We start from the raw sequence: 22,664 nt of genomic DNA, 5'->3' as shown, positions 1-22,664 counted from the left end.
TTCTGGCTCGATCTATTTCTGGCAGGTGGCGCAATAGAAGGTGGAACGCCCCGCCTGCACGATGCGCGAAATCGTACCGCCGCATCCCGGCGTTCGGCAAGCCTCGCCTTCCCGGTCGTAGACGGAGAAGGAGTGCTGGAAGTAGCCGAGCGAGCCATCCGTCTGGATATGATCGCGCAGGGACGAACCGCCGGCGGCGATCGCATCGGCAATGACGTCGCGAATGGATGAGACGAGCAGGGTCAGCTCTTCTTTCGGCTTGCCGGATTTGGCAACCAGCGTGCCTGCCGCGCGGGTGGGCAAAAGGTGGGAGCGCCACAGCGCCTCGCACACATATATATTGCCGAGGCCCGCTATGTTCTTCTGATCGAGCAGGGCGCTCTTCAGCGGCTGCGCCTTGTCCTTGAAGCGCTCGGCCAGATAGTCGGCATCAAGCGAATTACCTGTCGGCTCCGGCCCGAGATCGCGAAAGGACGGGTGGAAGGCAAGCTCGCTGCGCCGGGCCATGTCCATGAAGCCGAAGCGGCGAGGATCGTTATAGATGACGCGGCTGCGGCCTTTCTCGCCCTCAAGATGAAAAATCACGTGATCGTGTTTCTCGTCTTTCGAGCGCGGATGGTGAAAATCACCCGGAATATCGTCCCGCCCGCCCGCCTCGATACGGAAGGAGCCGGACATGCCGAGATGGGCAATCAGGGTCATGCCGTCGTCGAAATCGATCAGCAGATACTTGGCGCGACGGGACAGGCCGATGATGCGCCGCCCGGCGGCAAGCTTGGCAAGCTCGGGCGGAAAGGGGAATCTGAGGTCGCCGCGGCGCAGCTCCAGCTCGGTCAGCAGGGCGCCTTCCATCGTCGGCGCCAGGCCGCGCCGGACGGTCTCGACCTCTGGCAATTCGGGCATGATGATCCATCTTTATATTTCAGCCGCTTGCAATGGGCGATCAGCAAGATGAGCTTTAATTTAACCTCGTCTTGATCTAAACCAGCGCCAACGTGCCACGGCGTGTTAGCTTGGCCCTTGAGATAGCGTGGTGTCGGCGGTTTCGCTATGGTCACCGTTGCGATTTATGGAATGGAGTAGAGTTGATGGCACAAAGCCGCACCTCCGCCGATGGCGGCATGGAAACGTCCTACGGCTTCCGCGAGGTGGCAGACGGCGAAAAGCAGGGTCTGGTCAACGAGGTCTTCCACAAGGTCGCCAAGCGCTACGACGTCATGAACGACGTGATGTCCATGGGCATGCATCGCGCCTGGAAGGATGCGATGATTTCCGCGCTCAATCCGCGCAAGGATTCCTCCTACAAAGTTCTCGACGTCGCCGGCGGCACGGGCGACATCGCCTTCCGCATCGTCGAGGCATCCAACCGGCTGGCGCATGCCACCGTTCTCGACATCAACGGTTCAATGCTGGCAGTCGGCTCGGAGCGGGCAGAAAAGAAAAAGCTCTCCGACAACCTCACTTTCGTCGAGGCGAATGCAGAGGACCTGCCTTTCGAGGCAAATTCCTTCGACGCCTATACGATCGCCTTCGGCATCCGCAACGTGCCGCGCATCGATGTGGCGCTGAAGGAAGCCTTTCGCGTATTGAAGCGCGGCGGGCGGCTTCTGGTGCTGGAATTCTCCGAGGTCGACATGCCATTGCTCGACCGCGTCTACGAGGCATGGTCGTTCAACGCCATCCCGCGCTTCGGCAAGGCGATAACGGGCGATGCGGAGCCCTACCAGTATCTGGTGGAATCGATCCGCAAGTTCCCGAACCAGCAGGATTTCGCAACGATGATCCGCGAAGCCGGATTTTCGCGCGTGACCTATACCAATTACACCGGCGGCATTGCGGCGCTGCATTCCGGCTGGAAGCTTTAGGGCATGATGCTGAAGACTGCGAAACGGCTTGCCGTTAACACGCTGCGGGCCGGACAAACACGATGAGTGCTTTCGGCGCATATTTCGGGCTCCTCAGGGTGGGCTGGGTGCTGGTGCGCGAGGGTGTCGTCTCCGCGCTGCCATCAGAAGGGCTTCCCCCCTCCGTTAGCCTGGCAAAATCCTTTGTCAGCATGTTTGCCCGAGGCGGCTCCAAGAACCAGGCGCGCAGCGACCGGCTTTCCAAGGCCGTCGAGCGGCTTGGCCCTTCCTATGTGAAGATCGGCCAGTTCCTGGCGACGCGTCCGGATGTCGTCGGCGTCGAATTCGCCAACGACCTGTCGCAGCTTCAAGACCGCATGGCCTTCTTTCCTGTTGCTGCGGCAAAGGCCAATATCGAGGGCTCGCTGGGCCGTCCGCTCGATGAACTCTATGCCAGCTTCGGCGACCCGATCGCCGCCGCCTCGATCGCGCAGGTGCATCCCGCCGAGATCGATACGCCCGAGGGGCGCAAGAAGGTCGCCGTCAAGGTCGTGCGACCGGGTGTCCGGCAGCGCTTCGCCAACGATCTTGCGGCCATGTACATGGTCGCGGGATTGCAGGAGCGCTTCATGCCCTCCAGCCGCCGCCTGCGGCCGGTCGAGGTGACGAAGACGCTGGAGCAGACGACCAAGGTCGAGATGGATCTGCGTCTGGAAGCTGCCGCCTTGTCGGAAATTGCCGAGAACACGGAAAAAGATCCCGGTTTCCGCGTGCCTAAGGTGGATTGGGAACGCACCGGCCGCGACGTCATCACCATGGAGTGGATCGACGGCATCAAAATGTCCGATGTCGAGGCGCTCAAGGCGTCCGGTCACGACCTCAACGCGCTCGCCGACATCCTCATCCAGTCCTTCCTGCGCCACACGCTGCGCGACGGCTTCTTCCATGCCGACATGCATCCGGGCAATCTCTTCGTCGCGCCCGATGGCATGATCGTCGCGGTCGACATGGGCATCGTCGGGCGGCTGGGCAAAAAGGAGCGCCGCTTCCTTGCCGAGATCCTCTACGGCTTTATTACCCGCGACTATCTTCGCGTCGCAGAGGTGCATTTCGAGGCAGGTTACGTGCCGGGCCATCACAATATGGAAAGCTTTGCCCAGGCGATCCGCGCCATCGGCGAACCGATCCACGGCCAGCCGGCCGAGACGATCTCGATGGGCAAGTTGCTGACGCTGCTGTTCGAAGTGACCGAACTCTTCGACATGGAAACGCGGCCCGAGCTTGTCATGCTGCAGAAGACGATGGTGGTGGTCGAGGGCGTATCGCGCATGCTCAATCCGCGTTTCAACATGTGGAAGGCATCCGAGCCCGTCGTCGGCGACTGGATTCGCACCAATCTCGGCCCGAAGCGCATCGTCGCCGACCTGCGCGACGGGCTCAAGGCCGCCGTCAAGCTGGCGGAAGCCGTCCCAGAAATTGCTGCCAAGACTGAGAAATTCCATCACGAACTGCTGCAGATGAGCGAGAACGGGCTTCGCTTTGACGCACAGACGGCAGAGGCGATCGGCAAGTCGGAGGCAAAGCACAATCGTTCCGCCCGAGTGGCGCTCTGGTTCATCGCGCTGGCGCTCATCTATATCGCCTGGCGGCTAAGCTGAGCTGCGGCACCCCTATCAGGGCCGCCGCACAAAAACATCACGTGTTCGATATTTGGGATATCCCTCCCTCCTTCATGGTCGCATAATCTTGCTGCAAAAGGAGAATCGAAACCCATGCAACGCCAGATGTCCGGCATCGAACTCACGGGCCAACCGCTGAGTTTCACCGATCTCTTGAGGATCGGAGCGGGCGTCACGATACCGACCGCTTGCGAAAAAGGCATGTTGCGGATCGCCGCTGCCCGCCAGATCGTTCAGGAGGCAATCGACTCCGGCATGCCCGTTTACGGGTCCACGACGGGCGTCGGCGCCATGAAGGATGTCGAATGGTCGGCCGATGAGCTGTCCGCCTTCAATCTCGGCCTGGTGCGCGCCCACCACTTCGGCACCGGCTCCCCCTTTCCCATGTCCGTCGTTCGCAATGCCATGGCGATCCGCGTCAACACGGCACTGACCGGACAGGTGGGCTGCACGCGGGAACTGATCGAATCCTACCTTCGGCTGCTCAACGCAGATGTCATTCCCGTGGTGCGCCGCACCGGCTCGATCGGCTGCGCCGATATCGGCCTGATGGGGCAGATCGGCGCCGTATTGACCGGCGTCGGCGAGGCGGTCTACCGCGGCCGCCGGATGCAGGCGGCGGAAGCCTTTGCCGCAGCGGGTCTCGAACCCATCAACATGGCGCCGCGCGACAGCCTGGCCTCCCTCAGCGTCAATGCGGTCAGTTTTGCGGCAGCGGCGGAAGCCACGCGCAATGCGGCCGCCTCGACCCGCATATTGCTTGCGACCGGCATGATGGCATCGGGTGCGCTCGGCGCCTCGCGCGATCCGTGGATTTCGGTGCGCCATGTCGGAACGGCGCGGGAGGCCTTGATCGGCTCCTGGCTCTGTAATGCTTCCGAGGACTGGCAGTGGCCGGTTGCCACCCATGTCCAGGACCCGCTCAGCCTGCGCATGATCGCCCAGGTCTTCGGCGCCGTCATAGAAAACCTGCTCTCGACAGGCCACAAGATCCTGGCCGCGACAGGCCGTTCCGACGACAACCCTGTTGTCGTCGAGGGTCGCGTGATGACATCGGGTGGATCGTTGCCGCTCGATGTGACGATCCTGCTCGAATCGGCAGCGCTCTGCATGGCGCATGCGGCGCGAAACGCCTTCAACCGCTGCGTCCTGCTCGGCAATGGGCAGCGCCGCGGGCTGCCGGTCAATCTGGTGCCGGAGGGCCGCATCGCGACCGGCTTCGGCCCGATCATCAAGCTCGCCGGCGAGATCTTCTCGCGGGTTCTTTCCATGACCAATCCGGTTTCGGCGCAGTCGCTGGTGGTTGCAGCCGGCATGGAAGACGAGGCGGCCTTCCTGCCGCTCGTTATCGAGCGTTTTGAACGGCAGATGCGGGCGCTGAAGCGTCTCGCCGCTTTGGAAGCGCTGCTCGCGGCCCAGGCGATAGACATTCTCGGCGACAAGCCGGATGGCGTCGGCAAGATGCTTTACGAGGTGGTGCGCCGCCATGCCGATTTCTATGTTGTCGACCGGCCGCTTTCGGCGGAGGTCGAGGCGATCGAGGAAGACCTTGCCTCGGACGATTTCATTTCCATGTTGATCGAGCATACGCCGATCGCGTCCTTCGATGACTTCTTCGCGCTGGGATCGGTGCGACGGGTGGAAGAGCGCTGGTGCCAGGAGCCGATCGCCGCGATGGCAGACATGTTGCGCGACACGCAGATTCGAACCAGCGAAAGGCAGTGACATGGCCGATTTCGATCTCGTGCTCCAGGGAACCGTGGTTCTGCCTGATCGCATTGTCGAGCAAGGCTATGTCGCGGTGCGATCGGGCAAGATCGCAGAGGTCGGCATCGGCGTTGCGCCGGCGGCGCGCGAGCGGCATCTGCTCGGCAAGGCTCTGATCCTGCCAGGCGCGATCGATGCGCAGACGCATTCGCTAAGCCAGAAGGACCAAGAGGATTTCATCTGGTCGACCCGATCGGCAGCGGCCGGCGGCGTGACCACCATCGTCGACATGCCCTATGACGAAGGCAATCTCGTCTGCTCGGCGGAAGCGGTGAAGAAGAAGATCGACCATGCGAGCCCGCAGGCCCGTGTCGATTTCGCGCTCTACGGAACGGTCGATCCCGAGGAAGGCCCGAAGCGCATCCGCGAGATGGTGGATGCCGGCGTCGCGGCCTTCAAGTTCTCCACCTTCGGCACCGATCCGAAGCGCTTTCCGCGCATTCCCCCTGCCCTGCTCGACGCCTGCTTTGCGGCGATCGCGCCGACGGGGCTGACCGCCGGCGTCCACAACGAGGACGACGAGGCGGTTCGCACCTACATGGAGCAGGTGAAGGCAAGCGGCATTTCCGACTATCGGGCTCACGGCCTGTCGCGCCCGCCGATCACCGAGCTGCTTGCCATGCACACGATCTTCGAGACGGGCGCCAATACCGGCTGCCCGGCGCATGTGGTGCATTGCTCGCTCGGCCGCGGCTACGACATTGCCCGCGCCTATCGCCGCGATGGTTTCGAGGCGACGGTCGAATGCTGCATCCACTATCTCGTGCTCGACGAGGAAAACGACGTGAAGCGGCTCGGTGGCAAGGCAAAGATCAATCCGCCGATCCGCCCCCGTTCCGAGGTCGAAACGCTGTGGCGCAAGATCGCCGACGGCAATGTCTGGCTTGTTTCGACGGACCATGTCAGCTGGTCGGAAAACCGCAAGACCAATCCGGATATGCTTGCCAATGCATCCGGCGTGCCTGGGCTCGAAGCCATGGTGCCGCTCTTCGTCAAGGGCGCCCTGGAGCGCGGCATTCCGCTGACCTGGGCGGCAAAGCTGATGGCCGAAAACCCGGCAAAACATTTCCGTCTCGATCATGTCAAAGGCGCGCTGACACCGGGCAAGGATGCCGATATCGTGGTTCTCGAACCGCGGGAAACAGTCTATGACGCTGCTGCCAGCGGCAACAACGTCGTCGGCTGGAGCCCCTATAACGGCATCCGTCTGCCCTGGACGGTGTCGGCCACCTATCTCCGCGGCATCAAGATCGCCGACGGCGCCAAAGTGCTGGCAGAACCCGGCAGCGGCGCCTTCGTCCGGCCTCTGCCGCGGCAGGTCATTGCCGGAGAGACCGCATCATGAACCGCAACCTGCCCGTCAACGCCGATCGCATTGCCGAGGATATCGACGCGCTCGCCAAGATCACCGAGCCCGATCATCCCTGGACGCGGCGCGCCTTTTCGCCGCTGTTCCTGGATGGCCGCGCCTACATTGAAGCGCGCATGAAGGCTGCGGGCCTCGAAACACGGATCGATGCCGGCGGCAACCTGATCGGCCGGCGCGCCGGCAAGAAGCCCGGCCTCGGCACGCTCATGGTCGGCTCGCATTCCGACACCGTGCCCGACGGCGGCCGTTTCGACGGTATTGCCGGAACCATCTCGGCGCTGGAAGTCGCCCGCGCATTGAAGGACAAGGGCATCGAGCTCGACCACGATCTGGAGATCGTCGATCTGCTGGCCGAAGAAGTCAGCATCTTCGGCGTTTCCTGTATTGGCAGCCGCGGCATGACCGGGCAGCTGCCCGAAGCATGGCTTTCGCGCGCCAGCGGCGACCGCACGCTGGCCGACGGCATACGTGAAGTGGGCGGCGATCCCGCAATCTTGCTTGAGCAGAAGCGCCCCGATCTCAAGGGCTTCCTCGAACTCCATATCGAACAGGGACCGATCCTCGAGGCCGAGCATAGGGATGTCGGCATCGTCACCGCGATTGCCGGCATTACCCGCGTCGAGATAACGGTCGAAGGCAGGGCCGACCATGCCGGCACGACGCCTATGGACCGTCGCGCCGATGCGCTTGTTGCCGCGTCGCAGCTCGTTCTGGATATAAGGGAAGCGGCAATCGGCCTGACCAAGACGCCTGGCCATTTCGCGGCAACCGTCGGGGAATTCCGCATCGAGCCGAACGCGGCCAATGTGGTTCCCTCGAAGGTGGTGATGCTGATCGACGGACGCGCTGAAATCCGCTCCGACATGGAAACCTTCTGCGTCTGGCTCGACGAGCACGTCGCCAAGATCGCCGCCACGCATGGGGTTGTGATTGCAACGCCGAAGCGCGTCTCCGACAATTTCCCGACGCCCGGCAATCCCGGCATCATCGAAACGCTGGAGCGCGCCTGCGACACGGTCGGCGCCCTGCATCGCCGCATGGCGTCAGGCGCCGGACACGACACGGCCTGGATGGCCAAGGTCGCTCCTGCGGCGATGATTTTTGTGCCCTGCAAGGACGGTCGCAGCCATTGCGCCGACGAATGGGCGGAGAACGACGATATCGCGCTTGGCGCAGCCGTCCTCTTCGAGGCCGTGCGCGAGATGGACAAGGCCCTGGCTTAATTATTGTTTTCGTAATTCCGGTGAGGCGGCAGCGCCTTGCCGGAATGATTTGAGGAGAGATCGATGGGACGCATACTGGTCGAGAAGGATGTCGAGGCGGCGGTCAAGGGCGGGTCTGTCTATGCCGCCGGCGGCGGCGGCTGGGCGGATCATGGTCGGATGCTCGGATATGCCGCCGTCAATGTCGGCAAGCCGGAACTCGTCTCCATCGAAGAACTCAATGACAATGACTGGATCGCGACGGCAGCCGCGATCGGCGCACCGGCCTCGACCACGCCCTGGGAGATGCAGGGCATCGACTATGTGAAGGCCGCCCAGATGCTCGAAAAGGAGCTCGGCGAAAAGCTGTCCGGGCTCATCATCGGCCAGAACGGCCGCTCCTCGACGCTGAACGCGTGGCTGCCCTCGGCGATCATGGGAACCAAGGTCGTGGATGCCGTGGGCGATATCCGGGCGCATCCGACCGGCGATATGGGCTCGATCGGCATGGCGGGCTCGCCGGAACAGATGATCCAGACGGCCGTCGGCGGCAACAGAGCCGAGAACCGCTATATCGAACTGGTGGTGAGGGGCGCAACCGCGAAGATCTCGCCGATCCTGCGGGCCGCATCGGACCAGTCGGGCGGGTTCATCGCCAGCTGCCGCAATCCGCTGCGCGCCCACTACGTCCGCACCCATGCGGCACTTGGCGGCATCTCCATGGCGCTTTTGCTGGGCGACGCGATCATCGAGGCAGAAAAGAAGGGCGGCTCCGCCGTCATCGATGCGATCTGCAAGACAACAGGCGGGCATATTCTGGCCGAAGGCACGATCTCGAAGAAGAGCGTGGTCTATACCAACGAGGCCTTCGACATCGGCACCATCGTCGTTGGCAGCGGCGACAAGGCGGCCACCATGCACGTCATGAACGAATACATGGCCGTGGAAGTCGATGGTAAGCGCCTGGCGACATTCCCATCCGTCATCACCACGCTGTCGCCGGAGGGCGAACCGCTCTCAGTCGGCCAGCTGCACGAGGGCATGCAGGTCTTCATCCTGCATGTGCCGATGGACATCATTCCGCTGTCGGCCAGCGTGCTCGATCCGACGGTCTATCCCTTCGTCGAAAAGGCGATGGGGATCGAGATCGCCAAATACGCACTCGCCGGGCAGCCGGGCTGAGAGGTGGGCGGCTATGGCGCGCGATGCCGGACTGGAAGAATTGCTGAAGGAACAGCTCGGCAACCGGCCGGGCCTTAGCGAGAAGGCCATGTTCGGCGGCTGGGGGTTTCTGCTCAACGGCAATCTGCTCTGCGCCGCCCGCGAAGACGGCATGCTGGCGCGGCTCGGCAAGGGCAATGACGACTGGGCGCTGAAGCTGCCGGGTATCATTCCGATGATCGCGCGCGGCCGGCACATGCAGGGCTGGGTGCGCGCCGAGGCCGAGGCCTATGGCGATGACGCGTTGCGCGGTCGGTTGCTGGATGCGGCGCTTGCCTATGTGGATACGCTGCCGACGAAGTGAATGTTGGGGCACGCTCCCATCTCCCCGAGGGGAGAAGGGAGAAATCGCGGGCCTCCGTGCTCACCGAAAAACTTAGACAGAGGACCAAGGACGATGCCCAAAGCCAATCCCCGTCATCCGAAATTTCCCATTCCGGGCGGTCCGGAGCTACGCACCAAGGGATGGCGGCAGGAGGCATTGCTCAGGCTTCTCGAAAACGTGCTGTCCGTCGGCGAGGATCCCGACAATCTGGTGGTCTATGCCGCGCTAGGCAAGGCGGCGCGCAACTGGGCGGCGCATAAGGGCATCGTCAAGGCGCTGACCGAGATGGAAGAGGACCAGACGCTGCTCATCCAATCCGGCAAGCCGATCGGGTTGATCCGCACCCATGCCAAGGCGCCGCTGGTCATCATGGCGAACTGCAACATCGTCGGCCAATGGGCAAAGGCCGAGGTCTTCTACGAACTGCAGCGCAAGGGCCTGATCTGCTGGGGTGGGCTGACCGCGGGCGCCTGGCAATATATCGGCAGCCAGGGCGTCATACAGGGCACTTATGAGATCTTCATGCGGATCGCCGAGCGGCGCTTCGGCGGCGATCTCGCTGGACGCTTTATTCTGACGGCAGGCCTAGGAGGCATGGGTGGCTCGCAGCCGCTCGCCGGCCGCATGGCCGGCGCCGCTATCCTCTGCGTCGATATCGATCCAGAGCGCGCAGCCAAGCGCAAGGAGATCGGCTACCTGCAGGAGATCGCGCCTGATCTCGACACCGCGCTTGCGATGATCGACGCCGCCGTGAAGGAGAAGCGGGCGCTCTCCGTCGGCCTCGTCGGCAATGCGGCGGAAGTCTATCCCGAGATCGCGCGGCGCGGCATCGTGCCCGACATCGTCACCGACCAGACCTCGGCGCATGACCTCGTCTATGGCTATGTGCCGAAGGGCATGAGCCTCGCCCAGGTCAAGGAACTGCGCGACGACGGCCAGGGCCAGCTGATGGCGGCGAGCCGCGCCTCGATCGTCCAGCATGTGACGGCCATGCTCGACTTCCAGAAAAAAGGCTCCGAAGTCTTCGACAACGGCAATCTGATCCGCACACAGGCGAAAGAAGGCGGCGTCACGAACGCCTTCGACATTCCGATCTTCACCGAGGCCTATCTGCGCCCGCTCTTCTGCCGCGCTATCGGGCCCTTCCGCTGGATGGCGCTGTCGGGTGAGGAGAGCGACATCGCCCGCATCGACGACCTCTTGCTCGAAATGTTCCCAAACAACAAGATCATCACCAACTGGGTGCGGCTGGCGCGCCAGCATGTGCCCTTCGAGGGCCTGCCGGCGCGCATTGCCTGGCTGGGACATGGCGAGCGCACGGCGCTGGCCCGCCGGGTCAACGAGCTCGTCGCAAGCGGCGAACTGAAGGGGCCGATCGCCTTTTCGCGCGACCATCTCGACGCAGGCGCCATGGCGCATCCCAATATCATGACGGAGCGCATGAAGGACGGATCGGACGCCATCGCCGACTGGCCGCTCATCGACGCCATGATGTTGTGCTCCTCCATGGCCGATCTCGTCGTCGTCCATTCCGGCGGCGGCGGCTATGCGGGCTATATGACGAGCTGCGGCGTGACTGTGGTTGCCGACGGTACTCAGGAGGCCGACGAGCGGCTCGACCATGCGCTCACCAACGACACGGCGCTCGGCGTCATGCGCTATGCGGATGCGGGCTACGAAGATGCGTTGGATGAGGTGGCGAAGAAGGATGTGCCGTATATTCGGTTGGGGTGACGATTTGGGCTACCCAAAAAGACCCCTCCCCACAAGGGTGGGGCTTAACCTAGCCTCACCGCTGAGGCCGTTAATTGACGCAAAGCGGTGCCGCGAGTCATCTCCCCCCTTGTGGGGGAGATGCCCGGCAGGGCAGAGAGGGTCTTTAAGCAACCGGAGTGCCACCCAATGATCCCCTGGACCCTGCTCGATACGGCGAAAATTCCCGGTGGCGGAGAGCTGCGCTTGAAGCAGCGCGGCCAGGAATTCTCGATCATGCTCGGCACCAACGAGCTGATGAACAGCCGCCTTAGCGGCTCCGAACGGGCGCTGGCAACGCTGTCCTGCGAGAAGATCCGCGATCGCAAGCATCCGCATCTGCTGATCGGCGGCCTCGGCATGGGGTTCACCCTGCGGGCGGCTCTTTTCGAACTCGGCAAAGACGCGAAGGTGACCGTCGCCGAGCTCGTTCCAGCCGTCATATCCTGGGCTCGCGGGCCGATGGCATCGGTATTTGATGGCTGTCTCGACGATCCGCGCGTTGCGCTCCACGAAGGCGATGTCCGCCCTCTCATTCGCTCCTCCAAGTCGATCTATGACGCCATCCTGCTCGATGTCGACAACGGGCCTGATGGCATAACGCATGAAGCCAATGACGGCCTCTACGACTTCAAGGGCCTGCGCGCCGCTCGCGATGCCTTACGGCCCGGCGGCGTGCTGGCAGTCTGGTCCGCCCATCCCGACCGCGACTTCACCCGACGCCTCAGGGAAATCGGCTTTGCGGCCGATGAGGTGAATGTGCGCGCCAACGGGAAAACCGGTGCGCGGCATGTCATCTGGATTGCGGTCAATCCATCGCGATAATGGGCTGGGTGATTGTCGGATTGCGATAGCGGATGGCGCAGTCCAGGCTGCCGGGCTTGAGCAATCTTCAGTAGAACTGACCTTCCTCTATGGGCCGACGCCTTCCAAGGCGTGGCATGCCCTTCCCGGAGCACCAATGAACGGCCGCACTTACGGAATCCTTCTCGTCAGCATCGCGACCGTGATGTGGAGCAGTGCCGGGCTTTTCGTGCGGCTGCTCGGGCTTGATACCTGGACGACACTTGGCTGGCGGTCCTTGTTCGGCGGCCTCACGCTTCTCGTCATATCGCTTTACCAAAACCGACGCCCAGCGCCCGCGGGCGAAAAGCATGCGATCGGCCTCTATCTCTTCGCCGGGTTCATCGCCGGCCTGTCGATGTTCGGCTATATCGGCGCACTGAAATTCACCTCGGTTGCCAATGTGCTGGCGATCTACGCAACGACGCCCTTCATCTGCGCCGGCATCGCCTTTCTCTGGATGCGAGAGCGGGCGGAGCGACGCGTCTTGATCGCCAGCGGTATCGCTCTCATCGGCGTGCTTGTCGTGGTGGGGTTTGCGGCGCGGCCCGACGATCTCGCCGGCAACGGGCTGGCTTTGCTGATGACCGTCAGCTTCGCTTACCTGCTAATCTTTGCGCGACGCCATCCGACCCTGAAGCTCGCGCCGGTGAATGCCGTCGGCTCCGGGCTTTGCCTGTTGTTGTCGCTGCCGCTGATGTCGCATCAGATCCCGCCGCCTTCGGAACTGGCGATCCTCGCCGTCTTCGGCTCCACCACCTCGGGGCTTGCCTATCTGCTTTTCATGACTGGCAGCCGCCACATCCAGGCAGCGGAAGCGGGGTTGATCGGGCTGCTCGATATCGTTCTCGGGCCGCTCTGGGTCTATCTCGCATTCGGCGAAAATCCGGGCATGCCGACGATCATCGGCGGCGCGCTGATCCTGTTTTCGGTCGTCTGGTATATGTGGGGTCGGTTGAGGGCTGCTCGGGCGTTGTCACGGCAGAGGCTGAAGAACGCCGCCTAGAGCGTTCGCTTTTCTTCGAATCGCAAAGCCGCTCTATCTCTTTGATTTCACGAAATCCCGGACGCAAAACCGCTCCGCACTTTTGCTGGGATTGCTTTAGAGATAGTTCGAGACTTCGATCAGGTTGGCATCGGGATCACGGATATAGACCGAGCGGATCGGTCCAGTGGCCCCTGTCCGATCGATCGGGCCTTCTTCGATCGCCACCCCGATTTCGCCGAGATGGGCGATGACGGCATCAAGCGGGGTTTCCGTGATGAAGCAGAGGTCGGCGGAACCGGGCGTCGGTCGTTTGGCTTTCGGCTCGAATTCCCGGCCCGCCTGATGCAGGTTGATCTTCTGATTGCCAAAGGTCAGCGCCTTGCGGCCCTCACCGAAGGTTTCCACGCCCATGCCGAGCACGCGAACATAAAAATCGCAGGTCGCTTCGACACTGGCAACCGTCAGCACCAGATGATCGAGACGGTCGATGCGGATCATCGGCAAATCCTTCAGCGTGCACCAAGCCTTGCTGCAACGACCGCTGCTACAAGGCAGGCGGCAAGCATGGCGAGAATGAAGGAAACCACGGCCGACCAACCGTCGACAAGCCAGAAATATCCGCCGATCGAACCGGCAATGCTGGAGCCGAGATAATAGGCCAGCAGATAGAGCGACGAAGCATGGCCCTTCGTATCGCGCGCCAGACGACCAACCAGGGCGCTTGCTACCGAGTGGGTCACGAAGAAGCCGATCGTCAGAAGCACGATGCCTGTTATGATCAGGAACAATGAAGAGGCGAGCGTGATGGCCGTGCCGGTGGCTGCAATCAAGACCCCGATCGGCATGACGACGAAATGGCCGAGGCGGTCTCCCAGCCGGCCCGCCGCCCAGGAGGCGACGATGCCGAAGAGATAGGCGGTGAAGATCAGGCCGAGTTCGGTCTGGCTCAGATTGTAAGGCGCTGCGACCAGCCGGAAACCGGCATAGTTATAGACCGTCACGAAGGAGCCCATGGCGAGGAAGCCGATCGCAAAGAGCAGCGGCAGCGCCGGATTTCTGACATGGCCAAGCCATGCCTTCACATGGAAGCTCGCTTGGAAGCCCTTGCGCGGCAGGAAATTGCGCGACGGCGGCAGCAGGAAGAGGAAGCCGATGGCGGTTGCCAATCCGAGCAGGCCGATCGCTGCCAGCGCCGGGCGCCAGCTGAAAAATTCCGCCAGTGTGCCCGTCACCACCCGGCCGGCCATGCCACCGAATGCGTTGCCGGCAATGTAAAGCCCCATCGAGGCGCCGAGGCCACGCGGGTCGATCTCTTCGGCAAGGTAGGCCATGGCAACGGCGGGAACGCCGCCAAGCAGGAAGCCTTCAAGAGCCCGGAAGATCAGGAGAACCTGCCAGTTGGGCGCGACCGAGCAGGCCAGCGTACAGACGGCGGCGCCAAGCAGCGAGGCGAACATCAGGCTTTTGCGGCCCATGCCTTCGGAGACCGCGGCGGCGCAGAAAATCGCAAAGGCGAGAAAACCCGTCGAGAGCGACAGCGAGAGCGAGCTTTCCGCCGGTGTGACGCCAAAATCCTGAGAGAAAACAGGCATCAGCGGCTGGACGCAGTAGAGCAGCGAGAAGGTGGCAAAACCGGAGAGAAAGAGCGCGAAGCTGGCGCGCTTATAGGCTGGCGTGCCGCGCGTCAGGAACTGCCGGGCCTCGGCTTTCGACTCGCTTGTGATGACGCGCAGTTCGGGGCGGGATGGGGTTTCAAGCGTCGGGGCTTGCTGCTCTGCAGGGCGGGACATGGGACACAACCTTTCTTGCATCCAGATCTAGCCACGGCATCATCATTTGTCCAATATATGGAACTGTCGATCTTGATCGGTTTTGGAGATAGCGATGGAGCTGCGTCATATCCGTTATTTCCTGGCTCTCGCCGAGGCCGGAAATTTTACCCGTGCGGCGGCCAAGCTCGGCATCGGCCAGCCGCCACTCAGCCAGCAGATCCGCGATCTGGAGGATGAGGTCGGTGCCCAGCTTTTCCATCGCGTGCCACATGGCGCCGAACTGACGGCGGCCGGGGAAGCCTTCCTGTCGGAGGCGAAGGCGGCCGTCGATGCCGCTGACAAGGCAAAGCTTGCCGCACAACGCGCCAATCGCGGCGAGATCGGCCGGCTGTCGCTTGGCTTTACCGCCTCTTCCGCCTTCAACACCGTCGTCAGCGCGACGATCCGTCAGTTCCGCAGCCGTTTTTCGGATGTGCGCCTGTCGCTGACGGAGATGAATACCAATGCACTGATGGAAAGATTGATGCGTGGGGAGATCGATGCTGCCTTCATCCGCCCCGGTCTGGAGGACCCCGGGGATGTTCGGCTGAAGCGGCTTCCCGATGAGCCGATGTTGATCGCGATGCCTGCGAGCCACCCGCTGGCCGGAGAGGCCGAGGTGCCGCTTTCCGGCCTTGCCAATGACCCTTTCATCCTTTTCCGACGAGTTGTCGGCCTCAGTCTCTACGACGATATTTTCGCTGCCTGTCGCGACGCCGGCTTTGAACTGGTCGTATCCCAGGAAGCGCCACAGATTCCGTCGGTGGTCAATCTGGTTGCCGCCAATCTCGGCGTATCCATCGTTCCGGCCTCGATTGCGCAGATCAGGCTACCCGGCGTTGCCTATCGGCCGATCAAGGGGCCGCCGCTGGTGGCGCGGCTGGCGCTGGCGATCCTGAAATCGCAGCGCGGGCCGGTAACGGAAAATCTGATGCGGCTGGTCGACTAGACGCTTTCGTCGACTTCAGCCTCAGCGCCCGCATCCCAATAGGGCGGGTTGCCGAAAGCGCGCTTCAGGTGCTGAGCCATGGCCTTCAGCTTGACCGAGGGGTGACGTCCTTCCGAATGGGCCATGTAGATGAATTCCGGCTGCGCGCGATAGCCGACATCGATCTCGACGAGCTTGCCTGCCTGGACCGGCGGGCCGGCGATGAAGGCAGGCAGGAGAGCAATGCCAAGACCGGCAATGGCGGCATCGGCGATCATGTCGCCATTGTTCATACGCAGGGCAGAGCGGGCACGGACGATGACAGGGCCTTCCGGCCGTTCGAAACGCCAGTCGAAATTGCCCCGGTTGGTATAGAGGATGCCGCGATGGCTATCGAGTTCGGCAAGTGAAGCAGGCCTGCCGTTGCGCAGCAGATAATCCGGCGAAGCCACCAGCAGGCGGCGGCTGGGGGCGAGCTTCCAGGCGATTAGGCGCGTATCCTGGATGGTTCCGTGCCGGATCACCGCATCGTAACCATCGGCAGCAGCATCGACCCGCCGGTCGTCGAGATCCATGATCAGTTCGATATCAGGGTGTTCGCCGAGAAACGCATAGAGCGCCGGGCCGAGATGCAGGCGGCCGAAAGTGACGGGGGCTGCTATACGCACAGGCCCGGCCAACGTCCCGCGCCGCTCAGCAATATCGGACGCTGCCTCCTGTACCTCATGCACGATACGCGTAGCACGCTCCAGGAAGGCGACGCCATCTTCCGTTAGTGTCAACTTACGGGTTGTGCGATGCAACAACTTGGCGCCGAGTGTCTTTTCCAGTTCCGCCAGTCTTTCGCTGACGACGGATTTCGACAGGCGCAGGCGGCGGGCGGCCTCGCTGACCGAGCCGGCCTCGGCGACGGCGACAAAGGCGGTGATCCCCTCGATCTTGATCATCGTTCGGTAATTCCGAATTCGAGTTCCATTATCCGGAGACTAATCCGAACGATCGAAAAACGCCATTATCCATTGCATCGGACAGGCCAACGAAATGGCCACCCTCAACAAAGGAGATGGATCAATGAATCGCTTGAATGGAAAAGTCGCAATCGTAACCGGCGCAAGCTCTGGCATCGGCCGCGCAACGGCAAAGCTCTTTGCTGCCGAAGGTGCAAAGGTCATCGTCGGCGCACGCCGCCAGGCAGAACTGGAAAGCCTTGTTGCCGAAATCAAGGCTGAAGGCGGCGATGCCGCAGCGCTTGCCGGCGACGTACGCTCGGAAGAGTATCACAGAGGGCTGGTTTCTCTGGCCGTAGACCGCTTCGGCAGGCTTGACATCGCCTTCAACAATGCCGGCATTCTTGGTGAGGCTGGCCCGAGCACCGGCGTTTCGGAAGCTGGATTTGCAGAGGCGCTGACAATCAACCTCACCGCGTCCTTCCTCGCCGCCAAGCATCAGATCGCCGAGATGGTGAAGCATGGCGGCGGCTCGGTCATCTTTACCTCGACCTTCGTCGGCTACAGCTTCGCCTTCCCGGGCGTTGCAGCCTATGCCGCCAGCAAGTCGGGTCTGATCGGCCTCACCCAGGCGCTGGCTGCCGAATTCGGCCCGCAGCATGTCCGCGTCAACGCGGTTCTGCCGGGCGCTGTTGACACCGACATGTATCGCGAGATGAACGATACGCCGGACAAGCAGGGCTTCATCACCAACCTGCATGCGCTGAAGCGTGTTGCAGCCCCTGAGGAACTTGCGCGCTCGGTTCTCTATTTCGCCTCGGATGATTCAAGCTTCGTGACCGGCACGGCTTCGCTGGTCGACGGTGGCGCCTCGATCACCCGGACCTGACGCCAATATGGCGCGATTATCCGCTTGGGCTGGAAAGTCCTTTCCTGGACCAGCGGATTATCGCGCCGGCAAATCCATAGCATTGTCATTCTCAACAAACGGGCCGCCAGGCGGCTCAGAGCAAGGAATACAACCATGTCACGCCTGCAGAACAAGACTGCCCTGATTACCGGCGGCACCAGTGGCATCGGGCTTGAAACCGCCCGCCAGTTTATTGCCGAGGGCGCTCGCGTCGCTATCACCGGCAGCAGCGCCAGGAGTGTCGAGACGGCTCGCGCCGAGCTTGGCGACAAGGCCCTCGTCATCCAGGCCGATGCCGGACATGTCGAAGGGCAGAAAGCCGTCGCCGAAGCGGTGAAGACCGCATTCGGCCATCTCGACATCCTCTTCGTCAATGCCGGCGTGGCGGAATTCGGTCCGCTTGAGCAATGGAGCGAGGCGGCCTTCGACAAATCGATCGCCATCAACGTCAAAGGTCCGTTCTTCCTCGTGCAGGCCCTGCTGCCGATCTTCTCCAACCCGGCCTCGATCGTGCTCAACACCTCGATCAACGCGCATATCGGCATGCCGAATTCCAGCGTCTATTCGCTGACCAAGGGCGCGCTGCTGACGTTTGCAAAGACGTTGTCCGGCGAACTCATCGACCGTGGCATCCGCGTCAACGCCGTCAGCCCCGGTCCGATCGCAACGCCGCTTTATGACAAGCTCGGCGCTACGGCAGCGGACTCCAAGGCAATGACCGACCATATCAAGTCGCAAATCCCCGTTGGACGTTTCGGCGACCCTGCTGAAGTCGCCAAGACCATCGTCTTCCTCGCCTCTGACGAGGCGGCCTACATCGTCGGCAGCGAGCTCGTCATCGATGGCGGCATGAGTAACCTCTGAGTAGTCGAGCACTCGGGGGCATGAGAAAGGCCGCGGCACCCTCTCCTGCCGCGGCCTTTCGAATTCAAAGTATAATCATCGCTGCGAGAGCCGGTGTCAGCCGCGCTTGACGAGCTCGCGGGCAACCGCCTCGATCGTCGTCTTCCCCTTCAGCGAAGCGCTCTCGCCACCCTCGAACTCGATCCAGCTTTCGTTGAAACCATCGAGCATTCGCATGCGCGGCTCGGGGTTCTTCATGCCCTGCGAGCGGAAAAGCTCTTCCCAGGTCTCGCGGGCAACGACTTCAGCCTTGACCGGCTTTCCAAGGGCAGATGCGAAGGCAGCGGCGATGTCCAGGGGTCTGATGCGGGCCGGGCCCTCAAGCTGAACGACGCGCTTGCCGGTCCAATCTTCCTGCAGCATCTCGGCGCCGAGCGCCCCGATATCATCGACGGCAACCATCGGTACCGGCTTGTCGAGCGGGTAAAGGAAGCTCGGAATGATGCCGGCTTCCTTTGCCGGGCCGACATCCCAGGCGGAATTCTCCATGAACCAGCCGGCACGCAGGAAGGCGATCGGCATGGGGAGATCAGACAATTCCTGTTCGACGAGGCCGAGTTGATTGAGGAGATTGAACTCCGTTGCCTGGGCACCGATCGTCGAGAGGCAGACGACTTTCTTCGGCTTGGCCGCAACAAGCGCGGTCTTCAACGCTGTGATGACCGACCGTACCTCCGGAAAGCCTGGTGTCGGGTCGAAGGTCGGCGGGATCAGCAGAAAAGCGGCATCGACGCCGGAAAACGCCTTAGTCAATGCCTCGGCATCAGCCATATCGGCAAGCGCGATCTCAGCGCCCCGCTCCTTCCAGACAGCGCCCTTCTCCGCATTGCGGACCACGGCGCGAACCGGCAGACCCTTTTCCAGCAGTCGCGAGGCGATAACGCCGCCGACCTGACCTGTAATTCCTGTGACTGCAAACATGATTGGCTCCTTCATCGCCCGCCATCGCTCGTCGACGGCCTGTTTGTGCGCATAATCCTCCAACAGAACCTTTGACTGAAGTGCGCTTCTGTCACATGATTGATGACCTGAAATCACGGATTAGATCGAATGTTCGACGGTCGATTGCTGAACGGCGTCAGCGTGCTTGCGGCTGTTGTCGAGGGCGGCAGCTTCGTCAGGGCAGCCGAGACGCTTGGCCTGTCGCCTTCAGGGGTCAGCCGCGCGATTGCCCGGCTGGAAGCGCGGATCAATGTCCGGCTGCTGGAACGCACCACGCGGTCCGTGCGGCTGACGGACGAAGGCGCGCGTTTCTACGCCCAAGTCGTGCCATTGCTTGGTGGCATCGAGGAGGCAGCGACCAATGCCGCAGGCGCCATGCAGTCCGTGCGTGGACGGCTGCGGATCAATGTCGATCCCTATTTCTCCCGGCTGGTGCTCGGCCCGCGGCTCGGCACGTTCATGGACCGCTATCCTGAGCTGCAGATCGAGATCTTCACCCGCAACGAGATCGGCGATCTCATCGCCGACGGCATGGACGTGGCCGTGCGTTTCGGCGAGCCGCCGCAGACCTCGTTGATTGCCCGACAGCTGATGCAGACCCGGGTGATAACCGTCGCCTCGCCGGCCTATATCGAACGGCATGGTCGGCCGAAAGCACCTGCCGACATGGCATGGCATACCTGCATATTCTATCAGGACCCGCGAACCGGCCGGGCTTTCGAATGGGAGCTTCGGCGCGGGAAGAAGGTGGTCGAGCTGGAAACGCACAGCCGCATTCTCGTCAACGATGCCGGAACGACGCTTGCGACCTGTCTTGCCGGGCTCGGCATCGCGCAGGTCTTTCTGATCGGGCTCAAGGACTATCTCGACAGCGGCCAGCTGATCGACCTCTTCCCCGACTGGCCGGACGAGCTGTTTCCGCTTTATGCCTTCTATCCCTCCCGCCAACATGTGCCCGCAAAGGTGCGCGCCTTCATCGACTTCTGCGTCGAGATCACCGGCTGATTGCATGTTGCGGGCCAAAGGCTTAGGCTCAAATCAAGGTCAAAAAGGCGACGGGAAAAAGCCATGGCTCTCAGCGGCAAACGCATCCTTCTCATCATATCCGGCGGCATTGCCGCCTATAAGAGCCTTGACCTGATCCGGAGGCTGCGCGAGCGCGGCGCTTCGGTGCGCCCTGTTATGACCGAGGGCGCACAGCAGTTCATCACCCCGCTCGCCGTCGGGGCACTCGCCGCCGATCATGTCTTTACCGATCTCTTTTCGCGACAGGATGAGCAGGATGTCGGCCATATCAGGCTGGCGAGGGACTGCGATCTCGTGCTCGTCGCGCCCGCGACCGCCGATCTCATGGCGAAGATGGCGAACGGGCTTGCCGACGATCTGGCCTCGACAGTTCTGCTTGCGACCGACAGGCCAGTGCTGGCAGCACCCGCGATGAACCCGAAAATGTGGGCACATGCCGCGACGCGCCGGAATGTCGAGACGCTCAGAGGCGACGGCATTCGCTTCATCGGCCCCATGGCCGGCGAGATGGCCGAAAGCAAGGAGGCTGGCGTTGGCCGCATGGCCGAGCCACTGGAAATCGTTGCAGCCGTCGAGGAAATGCTGGGCGCGGCCACTCCCGGGCCGCTTTCCGGCCGGAAGGCGATCGTGACATCAGGGCCGACGCATGAGCCGATCGACCCCGTGCGCTACATTGCCAACCGCTCTTCCGGCCGCCAGGGCCATGCGATCGCGGCGGCACTCGCAAAACTCGGCGCGGAGGTGACGCTTGTCTCCGGTCCGGTCAACATTCCCGATCCGTCGGGCATGACGGTCATTCATGTCGAGCGGGCGGAAGAGATGCGCGACGCCGTGCTCGGCGCGCTGCCGGCGGATATCGCCGTCATGGTGGCTGCCGTCGCCGACTGGCGGGTGGCGTCATCCGCCGACCAGAAGATCAAGAAGCATCCAGGGGAGTCCATTCCCACGCTGGCGCTGACCGAAAATCCCGACATCTTGCGGACCGTCGGACATCACACGATGCGGCCGAAGCTGGTGGTCGGCTTTGCCGCCGAGACCCAGGATGTCGAAAGCAATGCCCGCGCGAAGCTGGAACGCAAGGGCGCAGACATGATCGTCGCCAATGATGTTTCGCCCGCGACCGGTATCATGGGCGGCACGCGCAACAGCGTGAAAATCATCCGCCATGACGGCATAGAGCAATGGCCCGACCTCTCCAAGGACGAAGTTGCCAGCCGGCTCGCGACGCTTATCGCGGATCGTTTCAGGCAGGGATGACGATGGCGCCCTTATGGGTACCCTTCGACCGCTCTTCCGGCAGGAAGGGAGTGACCTCGACACCATCCTGATGGACGACGACGGCACTGCCATCGGGAACCTCCGTCCAGGCATCGACATCGTCGTTCAACGGCTCGGAGACGATGCAATAGCCGCTGCCCTTGCCAAGAGGTGCTGCATAGAGTGTCGGCGCCTTTCGATCGGTGGCGTAACGGATCGCATAAAGCGACTTGCCGTTAGAAAAGGCGGCCGTGAAGCGCACCAGCGCCTTGCCGGTCAGATGCTCGGCGAGACCCTCGACGAAGCCGATCGTCTCCTTGATCGCACGGACGGGGTTCTCGGCGAGGCCAAACTGCAGCGCGAGCAGGAACAGCAGCTCCGAATCCGTCGTGCCGGATCGGGCGTGAAAGAGTTCGTCGTCCAGCATCGCCTCCATCGGGCGGCGAAGGCGGTCGAAATCGGAAATCTGGCCATTGTGCATGAAGGACCAGTCGCCATGGACAAAGGGATGGCAATTATCGCGCCGCGTGCCGCCGCCGGTCGAGGCGCGGACATGGGCAAGGAAAAGCGGCGAGCGGATCTGGCGGGCAAGGCTCTTCAGATTGCAGTCGGACCAGGCGGGCAGGATATCGCGATAGCGGCCCGGCTCGGAGCGGTCCCCATACCAGGCGATGCCGAAGCCGTCGCCGTTCGTCGCCGTCTTGGCGCGCGTTGCGCAATGGGATTGCTCGATCAGGGAATGGGCGGGCGACGACACCAGCTCCTCCAGATAGAGGGGGTCTCCGCGATAGGCTGCCCAGCGACACATGCTTGTCTTTACTCCGATTCCCGCATCTATCCTGTCCTGCGGGAGAATGGCGAAATCAAGGAACGATTGTTCAGCGGAATAGGTAACAAAGTCTTAATGCGATCCGCTACTTGACGCCAAGAATGACAGATTTCTGACACAT

Annotated in this window: 21 protein-coding genes; 15 read left to right on the top strand and 6 right to left on the bottom strand. The window is 62.4% G+C overall.

What is annotated here, in order from left to right; genetic code table 11:
- Positions 1-12 precede the first annotated feature (12 nt).
- The gene (mutM, locus tag DTW90_RS07540) at positions 13-903 is read right to left on the bottom strand and encodes a bifunctional DNA-formamidopyrimidine glycosylase/DNA-(apurinic or apyrimidinic site) lyase (RefSeq protein ID WP_132520545.1); all 891 of its coding nucleotides are present in this window, start codon (positions 901-903) and stop codon (positions 13-15) included.
- Positions 904-1,088: 185 nt separating this feature from the next.
- Between mutM and ubiE the strand changes: the two genes are divergently transcribed.
- The 10 genes from ubiE (at position 1,089) to DTW90_RS07490 (ending at position 13,008) form a co-directional block, all read left to right on the top strand.
- Complete coding sequence (gene ubiE, locus DTW90_RS07535; RefSeq protein WP_132520542.1) at positions 1,089-1,865, top strand: bifunctional demethylmenaquinone methyltransferase/2-methoxy-6-polyprenyl-1,4-benzoquinol methylase UbiE; 777 nt, start codon at positions 1,089-1,091, stop codon at positions 1,863-1,865.
- Positions 1,866-1,927: 62 nt separating this feature from the next.
- Positions 1,928-3,502 (top strand): 2-polyprenylphenol 6-hydroxylase, encoded by a 1,575-nt coding sequence (ubiB, locus tag DTW90_RS07530; protein WP_132520539.1) that lies wholly within the window; start codon positions 1,928-1,930, stop codon positions 3,500-3,502.
- Positions 3,503-3,616: 114 nt separating this feature from the next.
- Positions 3,617-5,248, top strand: coding sequence for an aromatic amino acid lyase (locus DTW90_RS07525; RefSeq protein ID WP_149337456.1), 1,632 nt, complete (start codon positions 3,617-3,619; stop codon positions 5,246-5,248).
- Position 5,249: 1 nt separating this feature from the next.
- A complete protein-coding gene (locus tag DTW90_RS07520; protein ID WP_149337454.1) occupies positions 5,250-6,635 on the top strand; it encodes an amidohydrolase family protein in 1,386 nt (461 codons plus the stop codon).
- Positions 6,632-7,882 (top strand): Zn-dependent hydrolase, encoded by a 1,251-nt coding sequence (locus tag DTW90_RS07515; RefSeq protein WP_149337453.1) that lies wholly within the window; start codon positions 6,632-6,634, stop codon positions 7,880-7,882. The genes DTW90_RS07520 and DTW90_RS07515 overlap by 4 nt, the downstream gene beginning before the upstream one ends.
- Positions 7,883-7,945: 63 nt before the next feature.
- Complete coding sequence (locus tag DTW90_RS07510) at positions 7,946-9,043, top strand: DUF917 domain-containing protein (protein WP_149337451.1); 1,098 nt, start codon at positions 7,946-7,948, stop codon at positions 9,041-9,043.
- 13 nt (positions 9,044-9,056) lie between these two features.
- Positions 9,057-9,386 (top strand): TfoX/Sxy family protein, encoded by a 330-nt coding sequence (locus DTW90_RS07505; RefSeq protein ID WP_149337449.1) that lies wholly within the window; start codon positions 9,057-9,059, stop codon positions 9,384-9,386.
- A 93-nt stretch (positions 9,387-9,479) separates the two neighbouring features.
- Complete coding sequence (locus tag DTW90_RS07500; protein ID WP_149337447.1) at positions 9,480-11,141, top strand: urocanate hydratase; 1,662 nt, start codon at positions 9,480-9,482, stop codon at positions 11,139-11,141.
- A 168-nt stretch (positions 11,142-11,309) separates the two neighbouring features.
- Positions 11,310-11,984 (top strand): hypothetical protein, encoded by a 675-nt coding sequence (locus tag DTW90_RS07495; RefSeq protein ID WP_149337445.1) that lies wholly within the window; start codon positions 11,310-11,312, stop codon positions 11,982-11,984.
- A gap of 136 nt (positions 11,985-12,120) precedes the next feature.
- A complete protein-coding gene (locus DTW90_RS07490; protein ID WP_149337443.1) occupies positions 12,121-13,008 on the top strand; it encodes a DMT family transporter in 888 nt (295 codons plus the stop codon).
- A gap of 96 nt (positions 13,009-13,104) precedes the next feature.
- Here the strand turns inward: DTW90_RS07490 and DTW90_RS07485 are convergent, their stop codons facing one another.
- Both DTW90_RS07485 and DTW90_RS07480 read right to left on the bottom strand, forming a co-directional pair.
- Positions 13,105-13,488: a VOC family protein gene (locus DTW90_RS07485; protein ID WP_149337441.1), complete on the bottom strand. Its 384-nt coding sequence runs from the start codon at positions 13,486-13,488 to the stop codon at positions 13,105-13,107.
- A gap of 11 nt (positions 13,489-13,499) precedes the next feature.
- The gene (locus DTW90_RS07480; RefSeq protein ID WP_149337440.1) at positions 13,500-14,780 is read right to left on the bottom strand and encodes an MFS transporter; all 1,281 of its coding nucleotides are present in this window, start codon (positions 14,778-14,780) and stop codon (positions 13,500-13,502) included.
- Between the two features lie 94 nt (positions 14,781-14,874).
- Between DTW90_RS07480 and DTW90_RS07475 the strand changes: the two genes are divergently transcribed.
- A complete protein-coding gene (locus DTW90_RS07475) occupies positions 14,875-15,750 on the top strand; it encodes a LysR family transcriptional regulator (RefSeq protein WP_149337438.1) in 876 nt (291 codons plus the stop codon).
- Here DTW90_RS07475 and DTW90_RS07470 read toward each other — a convergent pair.
- Complete coding sequence (locus tag DTW90_RS07470) at positions 15,747-16,676, bottom strand: LysR family transcriptional regulator (RefSeq protein WP_149337436.1); 930 nt, start codon at positions 16,674-16,676, stop codon at positions 15,747-15,749. The two genes, DTW90_RS07475 and DTW90_RS07470, sit on opposite strands and share 4 nt — an antisense overlap.
- Positions 16,677-16,800: 124 nt before the next feature.
- Here DTW90_RS07470 and DTW90_RS07465 point away from each other — a divergent pair, with 124 nt between their 5' ends.
- Both DTW90_RS07465 and DTW90_RS07460 read left to right on the top strand, forming a co-directional pair.
- Positions 16,801-17,565, top strand: a complete 765-nt coding sequence (locus tag DTW90_RS07465; RefSeq protein ID WP_149337434.1) for an SDR family oxidoreductase — start codon at positions 16,801-16,803, stop codon at positions 17,563-17,565.
- A 135-nt stretch (positions 17,566-17,700) separates the two neighbouring features.
- Entirely contained in the window at positions 17,701-18,450 is a 750-nt protein-coding gene (locus tag DTW90_RS07460; RefSeq protein WP_149337432.1) for an SDR family oxidoreductase, read from the top strand.
- Positions 18,451-18,546: 96 nt separating this feature from the next.
- On the opposite strand, the gene DTW90_RS07455 is transcribed toward DTW90_RS07460, so the two are convergent.
- The gene (locus DTW90_RS07455; protein WP_149337430.1) at positions 18,547-19,410 is read right to left on the bottom strand and encodes an NmrA family NAD(P)-binding protein; all 864 of its coding nucleotides are present in this window, start codon (positions 19,408-19,410) and stop codon (positions 18,547-18,549) included.
- A 129-nt stretch (positions 19,411-19,539) separates the two neighbouring features.
- On the opposite strand from DTW90_RS07455, the gene DTW90_RS07450 reads away from it, so the two are divergent.
- Entirely contained in the window at positions 19,540-20,436 is an 897-nt protein-coding gene (locus DTW90_RS07450; RefSeq protein ID WP_149337428.1) for a LysR family transcriptional regulator, read from the top strand.
- A gap of 63 nt (positions 20,437-20,499) precedes the next feature.
- Positions 20,500-21,714, top strand: a complete 1,215-nt coding sequence (gene coaBC / locus DTW90_RS07445; protein WP_149337426.1) for a bifunctional phosphopantothenoylcysteine decarboxylase/phosphopantothenate--cysteine ligase CoaBC — start codon at positions 20,500-20,502, stop codon at positions 21,712-21,714.
- Here the strand turns inward: coaBC and DTW90_RS07440 are convergent.
- Positions 21,701-22,522, bottom strand: coding sequence for a class II glutamine amidotransferase (locus DTW90_RS07440; protein WP_149337425.1), 822 nt, complete (start codon positions 22,520-22,522; stop codon positions 21,701-21,703). The two genes, coaBC and DTW90_RS07440, sit on opposite strands and share 14 nt — an antisense overlap.
- Positions 22,523-22,664 lie beyond the last annotated feature (142 nt).

The organism is Neorhizobium sp. P12A (assembly GCF_008365395.1).
Lineage (GTDB): Bacteria > Pseudomonadota > Alphaproteobacteria > Rhizobiales > Rhizobiaceae > Rhizobium.
The sequence above is the reverse complement of the archived record's forward strand: the minus strand, read 5'-3'. Positions and strand labels throughout refer to the sequence as shown.